The 24,775-nt window shown below is 71.2% G+C and carries 19 protein-coding genes; all 19 read right to left on the reverse strand.

Features of this window, described 5'->3' with window-relative positions:
• Positions 1-2: 2 nt before the first annotated feature.
• The 19 genes from IPJ95_13750 to IPJ95_13840 all read right to left on the reverse strand — a co-directional run bounded on the left by IPJ95_13750 (position 3) and on the right by IPJ95_13840 (position 24,654).
• Positions 3-1,418, reverse strand: coding sequence for a class II fructose-bisphosphate aldolase (locus tag IPJ95_13750; protein ID MBK7924668.1), 1,416 nt, complete (start codon positions 1,416-1,418; stop codon positions 3-5).
• A 93-nt stretch (positions 1,419-1,511) separates the two neighbouring features.
• Positions 1,512-3,218, reverse strand: coding sequence for a PPC domain-containing protein (locus IPJ95_13755; GenBank protein MBK7924669.1), 1,707 nt, complete (start codon positions 3,216-3,218; stop codon positions 1,512-1,514).
• A 32-nt stretch (positions 3,219-3,250) separates the two neighbouring features.
• Positions 3,251-4,627 (reverse strand): glucose-6-phosphate isomerase, encoded by a 1,377-nt coding sequence (locus IPJ95_13760; GenBank protein MBK7924670.1) that lies wholly within the window; start codon positions 4,625-4,627, stop codon positions 3,251-3,253.
• Complete coding sequence (locus IPJ95_13765) at positions 4,624-5,403, reverse strand: MBL fold metallo-hydrolase (protein ID MBK7924671.1); 780 nt, start codon at positions 5,401-5,403, stop codon at positions 4,624-4,626. The genes IPJ95_13760 and IPJ95_13765 overlap by 4 nt, the downstream gene beginning before the upstream one ends.
• Positions 5,404-5,405: 2 nt before the next feature.
• Positions 5,406-6,857, reverse strand: coding sequence for a pyruvate kinase (gene pyk / locus IPJ95_13770; protein ID MBK7924672.1), 1,452 nt, complete (start codon positions 6,855-6,857; stop codon positions 5,406-5,408).
• A gap of 136 nt (positions 6,858-6,993) precedes the next feature.
• Positions 6,994-8,568 carry an amidohydrolase gene (locus tag IPJ95_13775; protein MBK7924673.1) on the reverse strand — a complete coding sequence of 525 codons (1,575 nt, stop codon included), beginning with the start codon at positions 8,566-8,568 and terminating at the stop codon, positions 6,994-6,996.
• Between the two features lie 565 nt (positions 8,569-9,133).
• On the reverse strand, positions 9,134-9,982 hold the full coding sequence (locus tag IPJ95_13780) for a hypothetical protein (protein ID MBK7924674.1): 849 nt from the start codon (positions 9,980-9,982) through the stop codon (positions 9,134-9,136).
• A gap of 22 nt (positions 9,983-10,004) precedes the next feature.
• The gene (locus IPJ95_13785) at positions 10,005-10,544 is read right to left on the reverse strand and encodes a peroxiredoxin (protein MBK7924675.1); all 540 of its coding nucleotides are present in this window, start codon (positions 10,542-10,544) and stop codon (positions 10,005-10,007) included.
• Positions 10,545-10,608: 64 nt separating this feature from the next.
• Positions 10,609-11,118 (reverse strand): TlpA family protein disulfide reductase, encoded by a 510-nt coding sequence (locus IPJ95_13790; GenBank protein ID MBK7924676.1) that lies wholly within the window; start codon positions 11,116-11,118, stop codon positions 10,609-10,611.
• The gene (locus IPJ95_13795) at positions 11,118-11,819 is read right to left on the reverse strand and encodes a sulfite exporter TauE/SafE family protein (GenBank protein ID MBK7924677.1); all 702 of its coding nucleotides are present in this window, start codon (positions 11,817-11,819) and stop codon (positions 11,118-11,120) included. Before IPJ95_13795 ends, IPJ95_13790 begins: the two co-directional genes overlap by 1 nt.
• Positions 11,788-13,023, reverse strand: a complete 1,236-nt coding sequence (ispG, locus tag IPJ95_13800) for a flavodoxin-dependent (E)-4-hydroxy-3-methylbut-2-enyl-diphosphate synthase (protein MBK7924678.1) — start codon at positions 13,021-13,023, stop codon at positions 11,788-11,790. The genes IPJ95_13795 and ispG overlap by 32 nt, the downstream gene beginning before the upstream one ends.
• A gap of 52 nt (positions 13,024-13,075) precedes the next feature.
• Positions 13,076-13,891, reverse strand: coding sequence for an aldo/keto reductase (locus IPJ95_13805; GenBank protein MBK7924679.1), 816 nt, complete (start codon positions 13,889-13,891; stop codon positions 13,076-13,078).
• A 147-nt stretch (positions 13,892-14,038) separates the two neighbouring features.
• Positions 14,039-14,305 carry a hypothetical protein gene (locus IPJ95_13810; protein ID MBK7924680.1) on the reverse strand — a complete coding sequence of 89 codons (267 nt, stop codon included), beginning with the start codon at positions 14,303-14,305 and terminating at the stop codon, positions 14,039-14,041.
• A gap of 52 nt (positions 14,306-14,357) precedes the next feature.
• Positions 14,358-14,933, reverse strand: a complete 576-nt coding sequence (locus IPJ95_13815; protein ID MBK7924681.1) for a DinB family protein — start codon at positions 14,931-14,933, stop codon at positions 14,358-14,360.
• A 163-nt stretch (positions 14,934-15,096) separates the two neighbouring features.
• The gene (locus tag IPJ95_13820; protein MBK7924682.1) at positions 15,097-17,643 is read right to left on the reverse strand and encodes a vitamin B12-dependent ribonucleotide reductase; all 2,547 of its coding nucleotides are present in this window, start codon (positions 17,641-17,643) and stop codon (positions 15,097-15,099) included.
• Positions 17,644-17,868: 225 nt separating this feature from the next.
• Positions 17,869-18,375, reverse strand: coding sequence for a gamma carbonic anhydrase family protein (locus IPJ95_13825; protein MBK7924683.1), 507 nt, complete (start codon positions 18,373-18,375; stop codon positions 17,869-17,871).
• The gene (locus IPJ95_13830; GenBank protein MBK7924684.1) at positions 18,372-20,312 is read right to left on the reverse strand and encodes a protein kinase; all 1,941 of its coding nucleotides are present in this window, start codon (positions 20,310-20,312) and stop codon (positions 18,372-18,374) included. The genes IPJ95_13825 and IPJ95_13830 overlap by 4 nt, the downstream gene beginning before the upstream one ends.
• Before the next feature lie 129 nt (positions 20,313-20,441).
• The gene (locus IPJ95_13835) at positions 20,442-22,670 is read right to left on the reverse strand and encodes a GWxTD domain-containing protein (protein ID MBK7924685.1); all 2,229 of its coding nucleotides are present in this window, start codon (positions 22,668-22,670) and stop codon (positions 20,442-20,444) included.
• Between the two features lie 49 nt (positions 22,671-22,719).
• On the reverse strand, positions 22,720-24,654 hold the full coding sequence (locus tag IPJ95_13840; GenBank protein ID MBK7924686.1) for an N-acetylmuramoyl-L-alanine amidase: 1,935 nt from the start codon (positions 24,652-24,654) through the stop codon (positions 22,720-22,722).
• Positions 24,655-24,775: the final 121 nt, after the last annotated feature.

Consider the following 24,775-nt stretch of genomic DNA (forward strand, 5'->3'; position numbering starts at 1 on the left):
GGTCACTCCCCGGCCTCGGCATCGTCTTCGGCCGTCACCAGCGCCCGCTCCAGCGACGCGTGCGACTGGTACGGCGCCCGCACCAGGCGCTGCACCAGGTCGGCGGTGCCGGCCACCTGGAGCTGGTCGAAGAGGAAGCCGAAGGTCTTCTCGAGGTCCGCGCCGATCGCGGCGCGCGCCGCGGCCGGCAGCCCCCAGACCTCACGCTTGAACGGCCCGATCGCCTTCTTGCGCGCCTTGTAGTAGAACTGCTCCGGCGTGTCGCCGGCCTTCTTCTCGCTCTGCGCGTTGGCGTCGAGCCAGGCGTACATCCGCTGGCGCAGCTCCGCCGGCAGCGCCGGGTGGTCGAAGACCAGCGACTGGAAATTGGTGGCGAGGTGGATCTCCGCGGTCTCCAGCCGGGCAAAGTTGCCGAAGGCGTCCGGCGGCAGGGTGCTCGCGCCGTGCTGCACGGCGCCGGCCATCCCGTACTCCTCGCGCGCCGCCGTGGACAGCGCGGCCAGCGCGTCGAGGTCGAGCTTCACCTTGGCGATCGAGCCGTCCGGCAGCACCACGCCGCCGTGGCTGGTCCCCGTCTGCACCGAGATCTTGGAGATCCCCTCCAGGTCGCCCACCCGCCGCAGCGAGGGGATGTACCCGTCCATGAACGCGCGCAGTTCCTCCACCGTGCTGTTCTTGTGGCCCACCTCGCCGATCTCGGCGCCCACCGAGACGGAGAAGCCCGCCGGCTCGATCTCGCGGATGAACGCGGTGATCTCCGCCGCGTGCTCGAAGTTGAGCCGCTGCTGCTCGAGCAGGGTCTCCTTCGAGAGGTCCACCAGCGTCGAGGTGTCGACGTCGATGTTGTAGAACCCGGCGCCCACCTCCTCCTGGATCAGGCGCTTGACCTCCTCCACCTCCGCCTTCGGGTCCGCCTGGTACTTCCTGGCGTTCACCTGGCAGTGGTCACCCTGGATGAAGATCGGGAGGTAGTGGCCCTCGCGGAGCGCCGCGCCGATCATCACCGCCACGTACTCCGCCGGGCGCTGCTCGGTGTAGGCAATCTCCGAGCGGGCGATCTCGAGCAGGATGGCGCCGGCGTTGCGGGCCCTGGCGGCGCGGAACACCGCCCGGGCCGAGTCGTAGGCCAGCATCCGGATGTTGATGGCGGGCACCGTGAACCCACGGCACTCCCCGCGCCCCCGGGCGAAGTACACCGCCGCGATCGACGCGGGGCGGGCCCCGACCGCCTGGCCGAGTTCCCACAGCAGCCAGCGCGCGGCATCCCGGACGGCCGGCGCCCCGAACACCGCCTCCCAGACCACCCGATCGGTGGTCTCGGACGCGAGCGCCGCGGGAGTGCGGACCGTGACCCCTTCACCGGCGCGCGCGACGGCGCCACCGTACAGGGCAATGAGATCGGCGCGGTGATCGGCCATAAGTCTCTGTCCTCTTGTGAGTTACAGACCAGGAATGGTCGAATCTAGGCCGGTGGGCCCCCCGGCGTCAAACCGACGCCGGGGGACTCGCGGCTAGCGGATCCTGAGCTTGAGCGTGTAGCGGCCGGTGAGCTTGTCGAAGGTATTGGCCCGGATCCAGTACCGGCCGTTGGCCGGCAGCTCCAGGGTGATCTTCGCCGGCTCGCCCACCGGCGCCCCCTCGCTCTCGATCGAGCTGAAGGTGGCGTCGCCGGAGGGGGCGCGCCCCAGCAGCACGTAGGGCCGGAAGTCCTCTGACTTCATGGTGATGATGGCCACCTGCCCCTTCCGTCCCTCGAAGTACCAGGTGTCCACGTAGGTGCCGTCGCCGCTGTCCTCATCGTCCTCGGTGAGGCGGCCGCGCGTCTCCTCGCCCTTCTTGAGCTCCTTCACCTCGCGCCGGGCGGCGCCCGCCGGCTGGCCCTTGATGGCCTTGCTGAGATTGAGCCCCGACTGCAGCGGCCCCGCGGCCGGCACCGGCTGCGACGGCGGCGCGGGCTGGGCGGCGGCGGGCGCGGCGGCCGGCCCGGCGCGGTCACTGGTGACCATCAGGGTGTAGGCCCCCTCGCCCGAGAACAGGGCGTTGGGACGGACCCAGTACTCGCCGTCGCGGGCGAGGGTCACGACCAGCTTGGCGTCATCGCCCCCGGCGCCGTCGTTGTCGCTCTTCTCCCAGCTCCACCGCCCGTCAGTCACCGGGCCGAACGTCAGGTACGCGTCGATCGTGGTGGACCGCTGGATCATGGTGAGGGTCTCTCCAGCGCGGCCCTGGTACACCCAGATGTCCGCGTAGCTGCCATCGGAGATCTTCTCGTCACCGGCGCCGAGGGTGCCGCGCAGCTCCTGGCCCAGCACCACGGGCATGTGCGCGCCCGGGACGCTCGAGACCAGCGGGTTGCCGCCGGTGCTGACCGGCGCCTCGACCGGCAGGGCGTCGCCGCCCGCCGTGACCAGCAGGGTGTAGCTGCCGGTCTTGTTCTTGAAGAGCGTGTTGGCCCGGACGATATAGTCGCCCTCGGCCGGCAGGGTGACGTCGACTTTGGAGTTGGTGCCGCCGGCCCCGTCGTCATCGCTCTCGAGGCTGACATAGGCGCCATCCACCAGGCGGCCGACGGCCAGGTAGGCGTCGAAGTCGGCGGAGGTCAGCGTGATGGCCAGGGTCTGGCCGCTGCGTCCGCGCAGGCTGTAGCTGTCGGCGAAGCTGTCGTCGTCGAGCACCTCGTCGCCCTGCTTGAGCTCGCCGGACACCGGGGTCCCGACGGTGATGGCGCCGACCACGCGGGGCCGGTCGGCCCCTCCGCCACCGGCCGCCACCGGGGCATCGCCCGTGACATCGGTCTCGAGGAGCAGGGTGTAGGCGCCGGTCTCGCCCTCGCTCAGCGTGTTGGCGCGGGCCACGAACTCGCCGCTCCGCGGCAGGACGGCGGTGACCTGGGGATTGGTGCCGCCGGCGCCGTCGTCGTCCGACTCGACCAGGTGGAACTCCCCGCTGTCATCGATCCAGCCCATGCTCAGGTAGGCATCGAAGGCGTCGGAGCGCATGGTGATCCGCACCCGCTGCCCGCTGGTCCCGCTGAAGCGCCAGAGGTCGGCGTAGGTGTTGTCGTCGAGGCGCAGGTCGCCCGACTTGAGCTCACCGCGCGCCTCGGTGCCCGGGCGCAGCAGGGCCTGGGCCCGCAGGCCGGCGGGGAGCAGGAGCGCGGTACCCGCCAGCAGGCCGGCGAGGGTCAGGACACGGGCGGCAGAACGGGTGCTTCGCATGGGGTCGGCATCCTGTGGGTGTTGGAGGTCCGTCATGCTTCATCGCCGGCGGGCAGGCCCAGAGGCTCGGCCTCGAACCCGGGGCGGCCCATCGCGGCAAAGGTCAGGCGCTTGCCCAGCTCCACCCCCGGCTGGTCGAAGGGGTCCACGCCGTACCAGACCCCCGCGTACCCGGTGGCCAGCTGGAAGAACATGATGGCCTCGCCGAGCGCGGCCGCCGAAAGCTCCGGCAGGTGCAGGGCGCAGCTCATCCGGCCCATGCGGGCCAGCGCCGCGGAGGTGGCCTGGTACTCGGCCTGCAAGAGCCCGGCCAGCGTATGCCCCGGGAGGTAGGCCAGGTCGGCGGGCAGGTCCTTGCCGGCGGGGATGGTGATGTCCTCGCCGAGACGGTCCACCGCCATGAAGGTCACGACCTTGTCGTAGGGGCCTTCCATGAACAGCTGGACCTGGCTGTGCTGGTCGGTGGGCCCGACGGCCCCGAGCGGGGTGGGGCCGGTATGGACCTCCTGGCCCCGGCGATCCCGCGCCTTGCCGAGGCTCTCGGCCCACAACTGCCGGAACCACTCGGCGAACTCGCGCAACCGGTCGGTGTAGGGCATCAGGACATGAATCCGGGCGCCGAGCGAGGTGTCGGCGGCCCAGTGCAGCGCGGCCCAGAGGGCGGCCGGGTTGCGCAGCAGGTCGTCCGCGTCGGCCTTGACGAGCGCGGTGCGCGCCCCCGCGAGCAGCCCCTCGATGTCGATGCCCACCAGCGCCGCGGGCAGCAGGCCCACGGGCGAGAGGACGCTGAAGCGGCCGCCCACGTCGGCGGGGACTTCCAGGGCGGCGATACCGTCCCGGGCGGCGATCTCCCGCAGGGCGCCCCGTTTCGGGTCGGTGGTGAAGACCAGGTGCCGCACCGCGGCGGGTCCCAGCGCCGCCTCCAGCCACTGCCGCACCACCAGGTACTGGGCCATGGTCTCGGCGGTGCCGCCCGACTTGCTGATGACGTTGACGAGTGCGCGGCGGGGATCGATCCGGCGGAGCGCCTCTCCGACGGAGGTGGGGTCGACGTTGTCGAGCACCGTCAGGCGGGGAAAGAACTCCCGGCCCTCGTCGTCGAGCTCGTTCCAGGCGGGGCGCTTGAGGGCGTTGAGCAGCGCCTTCATCCCGAGCGCGGAGCCGCCGATGCCGAGCACCAGGACGTGATCGAACGCCTGCCCCACCCCGTCGGCAAAGCGCCGGATCTGCTGCACCGACGCGTCCTGGCTGCCCAGCCCGTAGAAGCCGTATTCCCCCTGGCCGCGGCGCCGGCGCACCTCCGCCTGCACGTCGCCGAACCGGCGGGTGAGTTCCAGCAGCCGGGGGCGCGGGAGGCCGTGCACGCCGTCCAGCCGGTCGCCGAGCATCCGTCCGTATTGCAGCTTCATGCCGTGACCTCGATCGAAAGTCCGTCGTGGGCGGGAAACACGCCCGGGGGCAGCTGCCGCTCCAGCTCGGCGTGCCCCGTCTCATGGGTGAGGTGCGTCAGGTAGGTCCGCTCCGCGCCCAGGGCGCGGGCGGTCTCGATGGCCTCGCCGATCGAGAGGTGGGTCGGGTGCGGCCGCCACCACAGCGAGTTGAGCACCAGCACCTTGAGGCCGGCCAGCGCGCCGTAGGCCGCCGGCGGGATGGCCTTCACGTCGGTGATGTAGGCAACCGGCCCGAAGCGGTAGCCGAACACCCGCAGGTAGCCATGCTCGAACGCCAGCGGCAGCACCGGGATGCCCGCGATCTCCACCGGGACCCCCGGCTCGAGCGCGGCCAGCTCGAGCAGCGGCTTGGAGGTGCCCTCGAAGGCGTGCACGTCCTGGTCGAAGATGTAGCGGAACCCCTCGCGCACCCGGGCCAGCGTCTCGGCCGGTCCGTAGCAGGTGAGCGGCGTGCGGGAGCGCACCGAGAAGATCCGCAGGTCGTCGATGCCGTTGAGGTGATCGGCGTGCTCGTGGGTGTAGAGCACCGCGTCGACCCGCTCCACCCCCGCGGCCAGGAGCTGCAGGCGCAGCTCCGGCGCGGTGTCGATCAGCAGCGTGCGCCCCCCCGCCTCGACCAGGGCCCCGGAGCGTGACCGGCGGTCGCGCGGGTCGGACGAGGTGCAGACGGCGCAGCGGCAGCCGATCTGCGGGACCCCGAACGAGGTGCCGGTGCCGAGGAAGGTGAGCCGCACCCTCAGAGCGCTTCGATCTTGAGGAGGTTGGTCGTGCCGGGCACGTCGAAGGGCACCCCGGCGGTCACCACCACCCGCTCGCCCGGCCGGGCCAGCCCCCGGTCGAGGATCTGGGTCCGCGCCTGGGAGAGCAGCGTGTCGTAGTCGCTCGAGTGCGCCGTCTGGATCGGGAGCACGCCCCACACCATTGCCAGGTGGCGATAGGTCTCCGCCTCGGGCGTGGCCGCCACGATGGGCACGGTGGGTCGGTAGGTGGCCACCTTCCGGGCGGTGAAGCCGCTGCTGGTGAAGCAGAGGATCAGCGGCACATGCAGCAGCTCCGAGGCGGCGCAGACCGCGACGCCGATGGCGTCCTCGGTGCGGGCCGGGATCGTGCTGGCGCCGGGGCGCGGGTGCCGCTTGTCGTCCGACTCCCCGGCACGGCGGCCGACGGCCGCGTCGAAGGCGGGACTGCGGCCCTGCCGGTGCGATTCCATCTCGCGCGCGATCCGGTCCATCGCCCGGACCGCCTCCAGCGGGTATTCGCCCACTGCGGTCTCGGCGGAGAGCATCACCGCGTCGGTGCCGTCGAGGATGGCGTTGGCCACGTCCGAGGCCTCGGCGCGGGTCGGCACCGGGGCGTGCACCATGGACTCGAGCATCTGGGTGGCGGTGATCACCGGCTTGCCGTGGAGGTTGGCCTCGCGGATGATCCGCTTCTGCACCAGCGGGACCTCCTCGAACGGCAGCTCCACCCCCAGGTCGCCGCGGGCCACCATGATCGCGTCCGAGGCCTCGAGGATGCCGCAGAGGTCGCGGAGCGCCGTGTCCTTCTCGATCTTGGCCACCAGCTTGATGCCCTTGGGGACCAGCCGCCGCAGCAGGTCGAGGTCGGCGGCCTTCCGCACGAACGAGAGCGCGACGTAGTCCACGCCCAGCGCCACCGCGTCGACCACGTCCTCGCGGTCCTTCTCGGTCAGCGCCGGCGCGCTCACCTCGATGCCGGGGAGGTTCATGCCCTTGTTGGACTTGAGCTCGCCGCCATACTCCACGGTGGTGAGCACGCGGTCGCCCTGGATGTCGTTGACCCGCACCGAGAGCAGCCCGTCATTGAGCAGGATCCGGGCGCCGGGATGCACGTCGCGGGCGATCGCGTCATAGGTCGTGGGGATCTCGCCCGCGGTGACCACCGATTCCGGCGCGAACACCACCTGCGCCCCCTTCACCAGCATCACCGGCTGCGGCAGCACGCCCACCCGGATGCGGGGACCCTGCAGGTCGAGCAACAGGCCGATCGACTCCTTCCGCTCCGTGCGCACCCGCTGCACCGTGGTGATCCACTCCCGCCGGATCTCGGGGGTGCCGTGCGACGCGTTGACCCGCACGATGTTCACGCCCGCGTCGAAGAGGGCATGCATCTGATCGGGCCGGGCCCAGGCCGGCCCGAGGGTGGCCACGATCTTGGTGCGGCGGATGGCGGACTCTGGCACGGGACTCCTCGGGCTGGGCGGATGGCTTGGCGTGGTGGGAGTCTAATCGCGCGGAGGGGGTGACGGAACGGCGTGAAACGCGGCCTGGAATCCCCCGGACCGGGGCCGGCCAGGAGGTGATTCAGCGCCGGTACACGACCTCCCCCCCGACCACCGTCAGCCGGACCTCCGCCTCGCGCACGGCCAGCCAGTCCCCCCGTTCCGCGCCCGCGTCCATCCCCCAGACCACCAGGTCGGCGTCGAAGCCGGGCGCGAGCTGACCGCTGTGATCGGCCACCCCGCCGGCGATCGCGTTGCCCACCGTATAGGCGCGCACCGACTCCTCAAAGGTGAGACGCTCCTCCGGGTACCACCCTTCCCCGAAGCTGCCATCCGCCGCCACCCGCGCCATCGCCGCGACAATCCCGTGGCGCGGGTCGGGGGTCGCCACCGGCACGTCGCTGCCGAAGGCGAGGATCGCGCCAGCCCGGCGCAGACCCTGGAAGGCGTAGGCCCCGCGGCCGCGGCCGCCCCAGCGCTCCTCCGCGAGCCCGACGTCGGCCGGCAGGTGGGCCGGCTGCATGGAGAGCACGATGCCGCGGGCCGCGGCGCGGCCCAGGTCATCGGGGTGCACGCACTGGAAGTGCTCGATCCGGTGCGGCAGCGCGGTCCCCGGCAGCGGCTCGAGCAGGTCGAGGGCCTGGCGCACGGCGGCATCGCCGATGGCGTGGACGGCCAGGCTGATGCCTGCCTCCGCCGCCACCCGGACCACGCGACGGGCATTGCCGGCCTCGGCCAGGGGCACCCCGAGCTCCGCAGTCCCCTCATAGGGCTCCAGCATCCAGGCGGTGCGGCTGCCCAGGCTGCCATCCAGGAACAGCTTCACCCCGCCCAGCCGGAGCCACGGGGTCCCGAGCCCGCTGCGGACGCCGGCGGCCAGGAGGTCGCCGAGCTGGGCGACCGGCGGGTGGAAGAGGACCCGCAGGCGGAGCTCCCCGGCCGCCTCGAGGGCACGAAACCCCCGAAGCGCGTCCGGCCCCTCCACGTCGTGGATGCCGGTCAGCCCGAGGCGGTGGGCGGCCTGCTGGGCCTCCCGGAGCCCGGTCAGGATGGCGGAGGGATCCGGGTCGGGCAGCACCCGGCGGACCAGGTCCACCGCGCGCTCCAGCAGGACCCCGGTCGGCTCGCCGCCGGGGTCCCGCACGATCCGCCCGCCGGCCGGGTCGGGGGTGTCACGTCCGATACCGGCCATTGCGAGTGCGGCGGAGTTGACCCAGGCGGCGTGGATATCAATGGACTCGAGGAACGCTGGCACCGAGGTCACGGCGTCCAGCGAGCGGCGGTCGGGGGCGTCCTCCCACCGGTTGGCATCCCAGCCATGCCCCCGCAACCAGCCCTGCTCCGGCACCCCGCCGGCCACCCGGCGCAGGGCCTCGGACCGGCGGGCGGCACCGGCCAGGTGCACCCGCCGCCGGTTCTGGGCCCACATGGCAAAGTGGGTGTGGCCGTCCACAAAGCCGGGGGTGATCAGGGTCCGGGGGAGGTCGAAGCGCGCCACCCGCGAGGGGACCCGCCGCTCCAGCTCCCGCGCCGCCCCGACCGCCCGGATGACCCCATCCTGCCACCAGATGGCGTCTCCCTCCACCCCGGGAATCAGGGACAGGACCCGGCCTCCGCGGAGCAGGCCACTGGCGGGGACGGCGAGGGGAATATCCACAACCCAACTTAGTCCGGGGACCTCTGCGTTCACCACCGGCAGACCAGAAATCCGGAGTTGCATGGATTGCTACTTTTCCACAACGCGACACCAACGGCGCAACCCGCTCGGCAGCCCAGCCAGGAGTCACCAACGTCTGTGGATTGGCTGGTTTTTCCACATGTGGAATGGGGAAATGGCCGCAGGCTGGCCAGTAGAACCCATCCGGACAAAGCACTAGACCGCCACCTTGTTTTCCACTTGAAGTCAATCAGCTAACCACAATGCCCACAATGGGAAAAAGCACTCGCTGGATGTTGATAATGTAACTGGCGACAGTGTCGTCAGTACTGGGTATTCTATGCACAGATTGTGTATACAATCGAAGTGACAGTGACGCCGTTGCCCAGAGGCGGGTCCGGCCTGCCGATGGGGAGAACTCGGAGCCCTCTTTCGACCCTTGTCCGGCCTCGATCCCCATCTTCCCTGAGCACGAGTCAGGGACCGCGGTGGACGTGGAAAACCCCGGCGGGCTGGGCCCACCGGGGTCGCTGTCGTCGGCTCGAGCACCACGCCCCGCTACCGTTTATTCGACAAAATCCACACGCCCCGTACCACCGGTGACGAGATGGCCGACCAGCCGGATCGGTGATTCCGTGAGGGACTTGGCCAGGTCTCCCTTTCCCTGGATCCGGAGCGAACCGGACAACCCGGCAATTCCCGTGGGGGTGGCTTGGAACGCCACCAGCCAGATCCGGTTGTCCTCCCCCTTCACGACCGACTGGTAGGACACGGGCGCCACCGCCAGGCTCGAGTCCGGGCTGGGGTGCCCCGCGAAGGCCACGGTGGTCCGGCCCAGCCTCAACGAGAACTCCTCGTCCTCCGACTCCTTGACCGGGAGCCGGTTGATCTCCAGACGTTCCATCTCCACGAACTCCAGCTGCATCTGGCGCTTGAGCCCGGAGCTGTTGGTACCCAGGACCACCTGGGAGAGGCCGGGACGGGCGCCGAGGCGCTCCCCGGTGGCGCTGATCCCCCACCAGAAGAGCGCCAGCTGCTTGCCACCATCACCACGGTCGTAGGCCCGCCGGTTGACCGAGACCCCCTCGGTGTACCAGGTGCAGATCTGGGCGGGAATCCAGTCGGCGTAGGTCGGCTCGTCGGTGATCACCCGCCGGAGGGCGGGCTGGAGGGCAGGATCCTCCCGGGCGGGGACGGCCCGCGCCCCGCGGAGCAGCAGCTCGCCGGCCGCCTTGGGCGCCATCAGGAAGTACACGCACCAGCCCCCGCGCGTGGGCCCCAGGTCCCAGGCGACCTTGGGTTCCCGTGGGGGGAGCGTGCCGCCGCTCTGGGCCGCGAGGGCAGGGCCGGCGAGCAGTGCTGCAAGGAGGACGGCGGCGGATCCGGCACACAGCGGGCGGCGGGGGACGGTCATCGGCAGCGATCCGGAGTGGGTGTCAACGACCCTGCCGGGCGTCAGCCACGGCCCGGCCAAGGTCACGGTAGGAGTCAGGCTCGAGGGCCCGGAAGCGGAGGTCGGTGTAGCTCACCTCGCCCTTCCGATTGAGGACGTAGACGGTACGGCGGTTGTAGCCGGGGCGGTCGGCGGCGCTGCCGTACGCCCGGGCCACCCGCTGGTCCTGGTCGGCCAGGAGGCGGAAGGGCAGCCCCAGGCTGGCGGCGAACCGCTGCTGGGTCTCGAGGGAGTCGGCGCTGATCCCTACCACCACCACGTCGTCCCCGAACAGCTCGGTATACTGCTCGGCGAAGGTGCGCATCTCCGCGGTGCATCCCGGGGTGAAGGCCCGCGGAAAGAACGCCAGGACCACGACCCGGCCCCGCTGGGCGCTGAGGCTGAACCAGGGCTCGGTGGTGACCACCCCGTCCCTGGAGGCCCACGGGAGGGAAAAGTCGGAGGCCCGGTCGCCGACCCGGGGCCCGTCGACCAGTACCGCGGTGGGACGACCGATGGCGCTGTCGGGAGCCGCCTGGGCCACCCCCGGGGGCGGCGGCGAGGAGGGCCCCCAAGGCCGGGATGAGGAGGGCGTGCAGTCGCATCAGTTACTCCTTTACGCCAGCCACCTGCTTGAGCGCCGGCTCGAATCGCTGGTCCGCCCCGACGCCGGTGTAGACCACCCGGCCGGCCGCGTCGAGGATCACGACGAACGAGGTGGCCGGCGCCTGGTAGGCCCGGGTGCTGGCCCCCCGGTCATCGTACAGGATGCGGAAGGGGACCGTGTGCTGCTCAAGGTAACGGCGCACCCGCTCCGGTGTCTGGTTCACCGTCACATTCACCCCCAGGAACTCCACCCGGTCGCCGAACTCGCGGTGCGCCGCCACGAAGCGGGGCAGCAGTTCCTCGCAGTTGGAGCACCAGGTGGCCCAGAACTCGATCAGGACCGGCTTCTTCCCCACCCACTGGCCGAGGTCCACGGCCTTGCCATCGAGGTCGTTCACGCTGACCAGGGGTGCCCGGGTCCCGAGCGGGATCCCGGACTCCCCCTGCCCCGCGAGCGGGAGGGCGAAGAGCAGCGCGGCGGCGATCCCGCCGGTGGAAACCAGGCGACGCATCAGGAGACCTTTCCCATCTGGATGAAGTAGTACTCCGCCATCCCCAGCAGGACCACGCCGGCCCCCCGCTTGACCCAGGCCGTCCACCGGCCGCTCCGCGGCAGGGCGGCCCCGGCCCCGGCCACCAGCCCCACCACGGCCAGGAGCGCCGTCATCCCGAGGGAAAAGACGAACAGGTACAGGAAACCCCACACGGCGCTCCCGGTGGCAGTCACGAACGTCAGCGCCGCCGCGAAGGCCGGTGCCCCGCAGGGCGCGGCCACGAGGCCCGAGGTCGCGCCCATGGCGAACACGCCCCCGGGCGAGCCGCCCCCGAACCGGCTGGCCCAGGCCAGCAGGCGCTGCGGCGCGGCCAGCGGGAAGACGTCGAACATCGCCAGCCCGAAGACCAGCAGCAGGTTCCCGATGGCGAAATAGGCCCAGCGATTGGAGCTCACCGCGCCGAAGAGCGAGCCGGTGAGGCCCGCCAGGAGGCCGAGGGAGGCGTAGACCAGCGCCACGCCCAGGATGTAGATGGCGGTGTGCAGAGCGGTGCGCTTCCAGCCGCGGCCGGCGGTCGCGGCGCCCCCCAGCACGCCCGCGACGATCGGGATCATGGGGTAGACGCAGGGCGTGAGGCTGGTGACCAGGCCGGCCCCGAACATCAGGGCCAGGCCGGTCACCGGCTGCTCACGCAGGACCTGATCGAGCGGCAGCGCCATACCGGGTGTCCACGTATTCGTCGAGGATCCGCAGGAAGTCGGCGACGATCGAGTCTCCCTTGAGGGTGACCATCAGCCGGCCATCCACGTACACGGGCGCCTTCGGCTCCTCGAACGTCCCCGGCAGCGAGATGCCGATGTTGGCGTGCTTGGACTCCCCCGGCCCGTTCACCACGCACCCCATCACCGCCAGCTTGAGCTCCTCGACGCCGGGATAGTGCGCCCGCCACTCCGGCATCCGCTCCTTGAGGTACCCCTGGATATCCTCGGCCATCTGCTGGAAGAAGGTGCTCGTGGTGCGGCCGCATCCCGGGCAGGCGGTGACCTGCGGGGTGAAGCTCCGCAGCCCGAGCGACTGGAGGATCTGCTGGGCCACCAGCACCTCCTCGGTCCGGTCGCCCCCGGGCTTCGGGGTCAGCGAGACCCGGATGGTGTCGCCGATTCCCTCCTGCAGCAGGATGGAAAGCCCCGCCGCGCTCGCCACGATGCCCTTGGCCCCCATCCCCGCCTCGGTGAGCCCGAGGTGCAGCGGGTAGTCACAGCGCGCGGCGAGCATCCGGTAGACGTCCACGAGATCCTGCACGCCCGAGACCTTGGCGCTCAGGATGATCCGGTCGTGCCCCATGCCCAGGGCCTCGGCGTGGGCGGCGGAGCGGAGCGCGCTTTCGAGCATGGCGTCGAGCATGACGTCGCGGACGTCCCGGGGCTCGGGCAGCCGCGCGTTGGCGTCCATGAGTTCGGTGAGGAGGATCTGGTCGAGTGACCCCCAGTTGACCCCGATGCGCACCGGCTTGTCGTGGGCCAGCGCCACCTCGATGATGGCGCGGAAGTTCTCGTCGGCGCGCTTCCCGCCCACGTTGCCGGGATTGATCCGGTACTTGGCCAGTGCCCGCGCGCAGCCGGGGTGGCGGGTGAGCAGCAGGTGCCCGTTGTAGTGGAAGTCGCCGATGATGGGGACGCTCACCCCCGCCCGCTCCAGGCCTTCGACGATGTGCGGGACCGCCGCGGCCGCTTCCTCGTTGTTCACCGTGACCCGCACCAGCTGGCTCCCCGCGCGCGCGAGCGCCGCCACCTGGCGGATGGTCCCCGCCACGTCGGCGGTGTCGGTGTTGGTCATGGACTGCACCACGATCGGATGCGCGCTGCCCACGGGAACGTCCCCGACCCGGGCAGTGACGGTCAGTCGGCGCTGGGCGTATGACATGGCGGGAAATATATCCCGGGCGGGAGGCCCCGGAATCGTGGAGGGGGAGGCGTCAGGTGCGGTCGAAGGCGGCGGCGGAGATCTCGGCGAGTTCCGCGGTCCCGAGCGCCAGCGCGCCCGCGGCGGCGCTGTCCTGGGCGTGGTCCACCGTCCGGGCGCTGGGAATCGCCACCACGCTCGGCCCCTGTGCCAGGACCCAGGCCAGGCAGAGCTGGTGGACGGTGACCCCGCGCCGGGCGGCCATCGCCGCCAGCACCGGGTGGGCCGGGAGTTTCCGGGTGAGCCGGCCCCCACCGGTCGGGCTGTAGGCCAGGAAGCCGATGCCACGCTCCCCGCAGTAGCGCACGACGCCGTCGGCGAGGGCCTCGCGGAAGTACGGGTTGAGGCGGTTCTGCACGGTGGCGATGGGCCCCAGCGCCTGTGCCCGGCGGATCAGCTCCACCGACACGTTGGAGAGGCCGATCCAGCGGATCTTCCCGGCGTGCTGGAGCGCCACCAGGGCGCCCATGCTCTCCTCGAACGGCACCGCGGGATCCGGGGCATGCAGCTGGTACAGCCCGATCTGCTCCACGCCGAGCGCCGTGAGGCTGGCCTCGCAGGCGGCGACGAGGCTCGCCGGCCGACCATCGCGGTCCCAGCGTCCGCCGGTGCGCACGATCCCGCCCTTGGTGGCCACCACGACCCGCTCGCGTGGCCCCGGCCACTCCCGGAGCGCCCGGGCGATCAGCCGCTCGTTGTGCCCGGTCTCGGCCGCGTCGAGGCAGTAGGCGTTGGCGGTGTCGATCAGGGTCATCCCGGCATCGAGCGCCGCGTGGATGACCCGGATGGCCTGGGACTCTGGCGGGCGGTCGGTGATGGAGAGGTGCATCCCGCCGTACCCGATCACCGAGACGGGCGGGAGGCCGGGACCGAGCGGGAGCCGGCGCACGGTCACCGGCCCCGGAACACGAGACCGTCCCTGGTGGGGACGGTCTGCCTGGCCGCGCGGGAAGGAAACATCAGGCCGCGGTGGGCCTCACCCCATCCCCAGCTGGGTGAGCAGCCGGTCGCACTCGCCGGCCGAGATCGAGCCGTTGTCCACCAGCGGCTTGAGGGCGGCCCGGACCTCCTCGCGGGTGCCGTCGATGCGACGCGCGCGCAGCTCCTGCACGATGCGGGCGAATTTCTGGTCGAGCACGGGAGTCTTGAAGTTCCCGCTCTGGCGATCGGCGTGGAACTTGGCCAGCTCCTGCGCGATGCGCTCGGGCTTGATCGGGGCGAGTTCGCCCGACTGGTCGGACATGGCACGAACCTCGGTAAAGGTGTGTCGCCGGAATCCTGCGTCGAGTGCCAAGCTACTGCCTGCGTTCGGCTGCCGCCACCGTGCGGGTGGGGTCGGCGGCGGCCCAGGTCACGTCGGCGGTCGGGCCGTAGGTGGGCGGCACGCGGTCTTCCAGGAGCCGGAGGAACACCCCCACCTGGGCCCGGTGATGCGCGGTATGGAGCACCCGGCGCCAGAACACCCAGATCCGTTCCCGCGTCACGTCGAAGAACGGAACGTGGCCCAGCCAGAACGCCTCGTCGCGGCCGGCGAGCGCCGCCAGGCGCGGCCGGGCCAGCGCCACGTACCGGTCGATGTAGGCCGCCACCGTCGGCTCCCCCGGGGGCAACAGCTCCGCGGCGGGTGGCTCGGCGAGCCCGATGAACTCGGCGAAGAAGCGCCGCTCGGAGAGGAGCTGGTGCTTGAGGATCTCGCCCACCGTGCTGCTCCTCGAGTGCGGCCGGAACCCCAGCTGGTCATCGCGGAGCTCGGCCCAGACGGCGGCGGTCTTGTTGGTCTCGGAGAGGTACGTATCGAGCAGGTGCTGCAGCAGCGGGCTCGCCGCGCGGGGCAGCTCGGCGGCGGGGAGGTACTCGCGAGGGTAGTCCATCGGCACTCCTGCGGAGGGGGCCGGCCGGATCGGGGGGCTGCTGCAATCTGCCCCTCCCCGGCCGGGAGGGCGACGGGAGATGCGCCAAGGGGGGATGGCCAGCCCCGACTGGCACATCCCCCCCGGGCACCGCGCGGCCAGGGCCGCCGCGGAGCGGCCTACCTCAGCCGCACTCCGAGAACCCGCACACGTGGCACTTCATGCAGCCCTCGGCGAACTCGAGCTGCGAGCCACAATCGGGGCAGGCACCGGTGAGCACCGGCTGCTGGTGCACCGAGTGGAGCTGCTCGCCGCCCGGGGCCACCGACTTCTGCACCTGCGCGACGGTGGGCACCAGGGACGTGGGCGGCAGGGCCGCCGGCTGGCCGCCGGTGGGCAGCAGCTCCTGCTGGATGCCGGCCTTCTCCTGCATCCACTTCTCGATGGCGATGCCGACGGCATCCGGGACCGACAGGACCTTGTTGGGGCCGAGGCCGATGGCGCGGTCGGAGCTGATGCCGCGGATCTGGCGGTGGATCTCCTTGAGCGGGATCCCGGAACGAAGCGCCAGGCTGATGAGGCGGCCCATGGCCTCGACGTCGGCCATGATGGCCCCGCCGGCCTTGCCGAGGCTCATGAAGACCTCGAAGGGCTGGCCCCGGTCGTCCTCGGTGATGGTGACGTAGAGGGTGCCGAGCGGGGTCTCGACGCGCCGGGTGATGCCGCGGAGCATCTCGGGCCGGGAGCGCTTCTGGCGACGCTGCAGGTTCTCGGCCTCGAGGTCGAGGACCATGCGGCGGAGCCGCTCGTTCTCGGCGCGGATCTCGGCGATCTCGCCATGGAGGTCGGCGGCATCGGCGCGGGCCGGCGCCTCGGCGCCTCCCGACATGTCGAGGTCGGCGCGGGCCTCCGCCTTGCCGGAGCTGGTGGCCTGCTCGGCCACCTTCTTGGCGGTGGAGCCGGTGGAGAGCACTTGCATGTCTCGGCTGCCGTCGCGGTAGACGGTGACGCCCTTGCAGCCCAGGGAGAAGGCGAGGCGGTAGATCTCCTCGACGTATTCCTCGGTGGCGTCGTTGGCGAAGTTGCAGGTCTTGGAGATGGCGCTGTCGTTGTGGGCCTGGAAGGCCGCCTGCATCCGGATGTGCCACTCCGGCTGGATCTCGTTGGCCGTGGCGAAGACCCGCTGCCACTTCTCCGGGACCTCGGGGAGGTGGATGGTGCCGGCCTCGGCGATCTGCTTCATGAGGGCCTCGGAATACCACCCCTCGCGCTGGGCAGTGGCAACGAAATCCTCGTTGACGTCCGGCATCAGGACGCCGGCCTGGTTGCGCATGAAGGCCACGGCGAACAGCGGCTCGATGCCGGAGCTGCAGCCGGCGATGATCGAGATGGTGCCGGTGGGCGCCACGGTGGTGACATTGCAGTTGCGCAGGCGGCGCATGGGGCGGACACGATTGCCCTGGGCATCCCGGCCACAGCTGGCGTCGGGGCCCCAGATGCTCTTCTCCCACTCCGGGAAGACGCCACGCTGGCTGGCGAGCCGCTCCGACTCGACCTTGGCCTCCTCGTCGAGGAAGGCCATGATCCGCCGGCCCATCTCCACGCCCTCGTCGCTGTCGTACGGGATGCCCAGCCGGATGAGCAGGTCGGCCAGGCCCATGATGCCGAGGCCGATGCGCCGGATGCGCTTGGAGAGGTCGTCGATCTCGGGCAGCGGGTAGTTGTTGGCGTCGATCACGTTCTCGAGGAAGTGGGTCGAGAGGTGGATCGCCTGGCGCAGGTGCTCCCAGTCGACCTGGCCGTCCTTGACGAAGTACCCGACGTTGATCGAGCCGAGGTTGCAGACGTCATACGGCAGCAGGGGCTGCTCGCCGCAGGGGTTGGTGGCCTCGTAGGCGCCGAGGTGCGGCACCGGGTTGTACTGGTTGGCGCGATCGATGAAGAACACCCCCGGCTCGCCGGTCTTCCAGGCGCCGTGGATGATCCGGCTCCAGACCTCGCGGGCCTTGAGCTTGCCCACGACCTGCTGGGTCTTGGGGTGGATCAGGTCGTACTCGCCATCGACCTCGACCGCCGCCATGAAGGCGTCGGTGACGGCGACGGAGATGTTGAAGTTGGTGATCTTGGTGATGTCGTCCTTGCAGGTGATGAAATCCATGATGTCCGGGTGGTCCACCCGGAGGATCCCCATGTTGGCGCCCCGGCGGGTGCCACCCTGCTTCACGACATCGGTGGAGGCGTCATAGAGGCTCATGAACGACACCGGCCCGCTGGCCACGCCCATCGTGGACCGGACGATGTCGTTCTTGGGCCGCAGCCGCGAGAACGAGAAGCCGGTGCCCCCGCCGGACTGGTGCACCAAGGCCATGGAGCGCAGCGTGTCGTAGATGCCGCTGCGGCCGTTGGACAGGGCGTCTTCCACCGGGAGCACGAAGCACGCCGACAGCTGGCCCAGGGGCCGGCCGGCATTCATCAGGGTGGGGCTGTTCGGCATGAACATGCGGTGGGCCATCAGGCCGAAGAACGCCTCGGCCAGGGCCTCGACGGCCCCGGCGGAGGCGCCGTACCGGCGATCCGGCTCCGCGATGGTGCGGGCCACGCGCCAGAAGAGGTCGGGGGACGATTCGGTGGGCTTGCCCTGGTCATCCTTGATCAGGTAGCGCTTTTCCAGCACCGTGATGGCGTTGGCGGACAGGTCGAGCACGTGCTTCGAATCGTTGGAAATCGCCATGGCGGTCCCTGCAGTCGGGGCGAGAGGTGTCACCAAACAGCCGTTGTCAGATCACGGAATCGTCAACTTCGGGGGAGTCAAAAGTAGAAACGGAGGGGCCCAACGACAATACGCGGGAAACCCACGCAATCGCGCGGAAAACTGCTTTTCACATCACAAAGGTGCCGACGATCAATCCGCGGCCGTTCCGGGAGCGCCCACTCGCCTTCGCCAACCGCGCCGCCGTCACTTGACAAGTGGAAAAGAGCCAGAGCGATGCCGGCGCGCCTGCGTCACGTAATGCTGCCACGTCTGCGCGATCCGCGAAGCCAGGCGCTCGTCCACCGGACGGACAATCCGCGCGGGCATGCCCATCACCAGCATCCCTGGCGGCACCTCCATCCCCTCGGGGATGAGCGCCCCGGCCCCCACGAAGCTCCCCCGCCCCACCACTGCACCATTGAGGATGATGCTCCCCATGCCGATCAGGCAGTCATCTTCGACAGTGCAGCCATGCAGGATCACCCGGTGCCCCACGCCCACCCGCTCCCCGACCCGGCACGGGACCCCTTCGTCCACGTGGATGATCGTGCCGTCCTGGAGATTGGTCCGGGCCCCCACCTGGATGCGGTCGGTGTCGCCACGGAGCACCGCGCCGTACCAGACACTTGCTTCCTCACCGAGCTCCACGTCGCCCATCACGGCGGCGGTGGGCGCGACAAAGGCCGTGGGGTGAATCCGGGGAGTGCTCATGGGATGTCGGGCTGGAAGGGCGCCTGAGTCCAGCCATCAACCGGCTGGCCCTCGCGCATGGCGGGGGTCCACTGCAGCGACTGGGCATAGGCCTCGACGGCCGCGGTGAAGCGATCGTCGCTGGAGCGCTGTCGCGTCCTGATCGCGAGCGTTCGGCCCTGTCGCGACACTTTCACGATCAGAATCACCGGACTCGGCGTCCCCCGGACCCCGGCCGGCACGCCCACGCGGAGTGGGCCGAGGGGCTGGGGCCGTGAGTCGTAGCAGGCCTGGCCAAACCGGTTGGCAGCCGAGGGATTGTCGCAATCGAGCCGGGCGAGTGCCCGCTGACGCAACTCCGCCGCCGAGCCCACCGGCGGCGTCGGGGAGTTGCTGGCGCTCAGGTTGGGCGAGAGCGTGACCGTCCGCCCCGGCTCGATCCGGACACTATCAATGTAGAGGGCGAACCCGGGCGCCGAGATCCCGATCTCGTGCCAGCCCGCCGGCAGCCGGATCCCGGAGCCGACCCGGGTCTCGACCCGTGAGTCGATGTACAGCGCGGTCCCGGACGGGAGCGGGGTGAACTGCAGGGTGCCGCTGTCGGTGGACACCGGGGCCGGCGGCCGCTCCGGGGCCGCCTGGGCCGCCGCCGGCCGGCTGATCGGCGCCTCACCGGACGACGGGTCGCCGAAACGGCCAGGCTCGGTGCCGCCGTCGGCGTCATCGAGCAGCGCGCTGTCGGCCTGGAGGGAGTCGGCAGGCACCGCGGCAGGGGCGCTGTCGGGCCGGACGGGGCCGCCCAGCACGCCGGCACGGTACAGGTAGAGCCCGCCCAGGATGAACCCGAGCACCAGGATGCCGGCAAGCGCCCAGGGCACCCAGCTCACCGGCGGCGGCTCCTGCGCCACCACCGACCGGCGCATCACCGGGCGGCGGGCTTCGCCGGGAAGCATCACCGAGTCCGAGGGACGCCGCGGCTGCGCGGGATTGGAGCCGGAGACGGGATTGAGCGGCACCGATGAGGCGGACAGCGGCGCCGTGGACTGGACCGCCAGGATGGCCTGCGCGGCGGAGACCCGCCGCTGCATCACCGACTCCCGCGGCTGCCCTTCCAGTGCCTTGAGCAGTCCGTCGGCGTCCTGGAACCGGTCGAAGGGATCCTTGGCGATCAGCCGCTTGATGATCTCGAACAGCCGCCGCTCCTCGACGGTGTCGAGCAGCGGCACCGGGATCGGCTCCATGATGTGCTTGTAGCCGATGGAGAAGCTGTCCTCGCCGTCGTAGGGCACCTCGCCCACCAGCGCCTGGTAGGCCAGCACGCCGAGGCTGTAGAGGTCGCTCCGGCCATCGGTGCTCTGCGCGCGGGCCTGTTCCGGGCTCATGTAGTGCGGCGTGCCGATGGACATGCCCGTGCCGGTCAGCTTGGAGCCGCTCCCCGCCTTGGCGATGCCGAAGTCGGTCACCACGCACTGCCCGAACTCGTCGAACATGATGTTGTCGGGCTTGATGTCACGATGGACAATGCCGCGCTTGTGCGCGTAGCCGAGGGCGCTCCCCACGTCGGCCAGCAGCTTCCGGATCTCGGGCGGGTTGAGCTTCTTGCGCTCGGCCAGCACCCGCGACAACGACCCTCCGCGCAGGAACTTCATCACGAAGTGAATCACCCGGCCGGTCTTCCCGACGCGGTAGATCGGGATGATGTTGGGGTGTTCGAGCTGGGCGGAGGTGCGCGCTTCACGGGTGAAGCGCTCGACGAACTCGGCGTCGAAGGCGAGCGAGAAGGGGAGCACCTTGATGGCGACTTCGCGCTCGAGGTGCTTGTCCATGGCGCGATAGACGATCGCCATGCCGCCGCGCCCCAGCTCCTCGAGGAGTTCGTACTCCTCGGCCAGGGCCTCGCGGACGATGTCGAGCTCGGTGACATCGCCGGTGGCAATCGCCTGGACCGGGGTCGACACCCGCAGATCGAGGCCGCAGGTGGGGCAGAACTGCGTGGGCTTGTCGACTTCCGTTCCGCACCGTGAACAGAACATGGCCGAACCTAGAGGGGAACGGCGCGGTGAGTCAAGTGCTTTGAAGTTCTAGAGTTAGGGGACGACCTCGAAGCCCGCGAGGCTCTGTCGCGTCTCGCCGGCGGCGTCCTTCACGATCAGCAGGAGCTCGTACTTGCCGGGGGAGAGGCGGTCGAGCGTCACGGCGCGGCTGAGGCGGGTGGCGGGACCCTCTGCCTGGTCCTGGAAGCCCAGCCGGATGGCCGGCTTGCGGGACCCGAAGAGGCCGAGGAATCCCCCTCCGCCCTGCTTGATCACCATGACCTCGGTGGTGAACGGGGCACCGGCGGGGAGGCCATACACTTCATAGTAGATCTGCATGGCCGCCGCCCGGCTGTAGCGCCGCAGCGGATTGAACCAGACCGTGTCGGTCGGGACGGGACGCCACGTGACGTTGGTAGCGCGACTGCCGAGGACCACTCCGCTCAGGGCGAAGGTCCGGCCCGAGAAGTCGCCTGCGGTGATGGTGTCGGCCGCGAGCACCACGCCGTTGTCGCTGCCCTGCTCCACCGCCAGCCGGTAGGTGAGCCGTCCGGGGAGGACGGGGACGCGGAGCTCGCCCACCAGGTGTTCCTTGTCCGGCACCGGCACGGCGTTCAGGAAGTAGCGGGTGCTGTCGACCGCCACGACCGGGCGCCCGGTGCGGTCCACCACGCTCAACCGCACCCGCACCGGATAGAGGTGGCCCTGCTCGGAGACCATGGGCTTGAGGGCCGAGCCGGGGATCGCGTAGGAGACGTGGAGCAAGCTGCCGGACGAGTCCTGGCCGGCCACCACCACGTCGGTCATCAGGCGCAGCTTGCGGGCGTAGCTCAGCTCGTAGCTGTCGCTGCGGGTGCCGCGGTCGATGCTGTGGCGGCCCAGCCGGCGCTCCTCGGTGAGGTAGCGCTGCGACCCCGCGCTCCCGGCCTGCATCAGCCGGCCGTAGACCGGGTCGAGCCGGTCCCGGGTGAGCAGCAGCTCATTGACCCGGCCCGTGGCGGTATTGTCGCGGTCGCCGCGCAGGGCCAGGGCGTCGCTGAAGCCGAGGACGTCGAAGAGGCTCTCCACCAGCTTGTAGTCCTGCACGTCCTCGCGGGCCAGGAAGTGGAACACCATGTTGCCGTCGGCCCGCTCATACATCCACGACTCGTTGAGCTGCACGCCGGGCGCGCTGTAGGTGGCCCGCCGGGTGGGCTCGCCATGCCGGATATAGATGATGCCGCGATCGTCGTAGTCACGACTGCCGCTGCGGAAGCGCTCGACGATGTCATAGTGGCGGTTCGAGGAGACCAGCCGGAAGGTGCGCTTGGCATAGTACAGGCGGCGGTAGTGTTCCCGCAGCCGCTCGCCATCGGCCAGGAGCTCGGCGCGGTCCCGCTGGTTCCAGAAGCGCCGCAGGAACGCCACCCGGCGCGCGCCGGTGCTGACGTCGTACTCGGCGAGCGCGCTGTCGTTGGCCACCAGGGCCAGGTCGGCGCGGTACTCCCGGACCGACGCGGGGTCATCGAGGACGGCCCCCTGGTAGTAGGGCCGCTGGCCGACGAGCTGGCCGGCCACGAGCTCGGTGCGGGCCATCTCGAGCAGGCCGAGGCCCTCGTTGCCGCCCCGGTCGAGATACCCCTGGAAGGCCACGCGGGCCGAGTCGACGTCGCCGACCTCACGCTCGAGGCGGCCGCGGAAGAGCAGCACCTCGGGGTTGGCGGCGGCGCTGGTGGCCGCCGCCTGGCGCAGCGCCTCGCGCGCCAGGGCGGTCTTCACGTTGATCCGCTGCCGGAGCGCGGTGGCGGCGAGCTCCACCAGCCCGCGCACAAAGGAAGGATCGGCCTGGATCGAGCGGGCGTACGCGTTGGCGGCGCGGGTGAGGTGATCCTTGCCGAACATCGCCTGGAGGCCCGACACCAGGGCGATCTCGCTGTCGCCCACCCGGTCCTCGGCGATCCCGAGCCCGTACCAGGCCCAGGGCCACTCGGGCTCCAGCTCGGTGGCCCACTGGAACTCGCCGGCGGCGTCCTCGAAGCGGGTCTTGCTGCCCAGCTCGCCGAGGCGCAGGGCCACGAAGCCGAGGTGCAGGTGGCGCATGGCGTTGTTGCGGTCGGCCCGGGCGGCGGCGATGAGGCGCTGCTCGAGGGCGATGACCGGGGCGCTGTCGGCCACCGTGTCCAGCGAGTCGCGGAAGCGTTCGACCGCGACCCGGTCCTCGGGGGACTGGGCCACGAGCCGCCCGGCGCCGGTAACGGCACCCGCGACGAGGCAGAGGATGGCGAGGACGCGACGAATCGGCATCAGTCTCAAGGATGGACGGGAACGACACGCCACTGGAACGGCTCTCGGGCTAGGGGACGTCGGCACCCGGCTCCGCTGCCACACGTTGCAGGTAGGCGAGGAGCCCGTCGCGCACGGCGCGGGCGTACGCCCGCTGTCCCGCCGGGCTGCGCAGGGCCGCCTCCTGCTCCGGCAGCATCATGAAGAGCCCTTCCGTGAGCACCGCCGGCATCCAGGTCGGCCGGGTGAGGGCGAGGTCACCCCGCGCGGCGCCGAGGTCGCGCAGGCCGAGGTGGCGCACCAGCGCCGCCTGGAGTGCGCGGGCCAGCGGCAGGCTCCGCGGGTGATTGTAGAAGACGCTCGAGCCGTTGTTGGTGAACGGATTGACCCCGTCCGGCAGGGCGTTGTTGTGAATGGAGACGAGCACCTCCGCCTCCACCGAGTCGGCCAGGCGGAGGCGGGTGGCGAGGTCGAGCACGGTGTCGGTGCGTCGCGTGAGTATCACCTCGGCCCCATCGGCCTCGAGCAGCCGCGCCAGCGCCAGCGAGACCGCGAGGTTGGCCTCCGCCTCGCGCAGCCCGGTGGGGCCGGTGGCGCCCGCGGGCGGATGCCCCGGATCGACCACGATCCGCCGGCCGCGCAGCGGGTGGCGCCGGTCCACCGCCGGCGGGCGCCGCACCTCGAGCAGCAGGTCGTTGCGGCTCCACCGGGTCCGGTAGCCCCAGAGGGCCCCGGCCAGCTCCAGGGTGATGGTCACCTCGTCGGAGCCGGCCTGCACCCAGCGCACCTCGCGCAGCCAGCGGTCGTCGGGGCCGTAGCGGGTCCAGTTGATGTCGCTCACCGTGTTGTAGAGCCGCAGGGTCAGGCGCCCCCGCTCCTCCTCCAGGCGGAAGGGCACCCGGGCGGTGAGCGGGATGCGCAGCACCACCCGGTCGGGGAGGGGCGTGACGGTCAGGGAGAGCACCGTGGCCCGCACGGCCGGGGTCCCCGGGGGCAGCGCGACGACGTCGGCGGCGGGTACCCACGCCTCCTGGCCGCGGGAGAGCCGGAGCCGGAGGTCGTCGCCCAGCCGGCCGGTCACGACGCCGCGGGTGCCGGTGGGAAAGAACCAGTGGTAGGTGGCGCCCGGACGGGCGCGCCCAACAGTAAGGCTGTCGCTGCCGCCCCGGCCGGCGGTGTCGTCGTCGAGCTCCGCCACGAGGGGCAGCGTGTCGAGTAGTGCGAGGTGGAGTGGCCACTGGGCCCGCGCGGTGTCGGCCCCCCGGATCGCCTCGATGATCACCGGCCCCTCGGCCAGGCAGCAGCCCGCCCCGGTTCCACCCAGGACGGCGCCCGGTGAGGTCCCCAGCGCACGCCCGCGGAGCATCCCCACGTAGCGATCGGCCTGGGGCGGCTGGGCCAGCCGCGTGGTGTCACGGTCGAAGGCGCGGATCCCCCAGGCGACCTCCCCCGGGGCGTGATCCGGCACGAGCGGCACCCGCGCGCCGTCGGGGAGGACCAGCCGGACCTCCGAGCCCGCGGCGGCGCGGACGCTCACCGGGAGGTACTCCTCCGCCGGCCACCAGGCGCGACTCGCCGGGCTCACGCTGGTGCTGTCCACCCATACCGCCGCCGCCGGCGGCTGGTAGCGCACCGGGCGGTGGATCGGGACTTCGAGCCGGGCGCTGTCGGTCGCCGTCCGGGCGGTGAGGCTGAAGGCCGGGGCCGAATCGGGGGGGACGGCCACCCAGGCCAGCCAGGCGCCGTTGGGCCAGACCCGCACGGGCGCGCCGTCGACGGTCAGGGTGGCGCGACCGTCGCCCAGGCTCCCGAACAGGAAGGTCGAGTCGCGTGCCTCGACCAGATCGTTGGGACCGGGATAGACCACCCGGAGGTCGAGCGGGCCGTGGACCTCGGGGACCGGGGGAAGGCCGCCGGGGGCAGGGCCCGCGGGCGCCGGGAGGTGGCCGCAGCCGGCCAGCAGGAGGAGGGGAAGGAGGTGCCGCCGGTGGCGCGGGAGGGCCATGGACTGCAAGGTACACAGCCACCGCGACTTAGGGCAGATCGTCCGTTGACGCTCCACCCGGGCAATCCTAGATTGCTGAGGGAACCCTTCCCCGCACTGCCCTTGTCCGAGGAATGCACCA

It is taken from the genome of Gemmatimonadota bacterium (assembly GCA_016713785.1).
Taxonomy (GTDB): domain Bacteria; phylum Gemmatimonadota; class Gemmatimonadetes; order Gemmatimonadales; family GWC2-71-9; genus JADJOM01.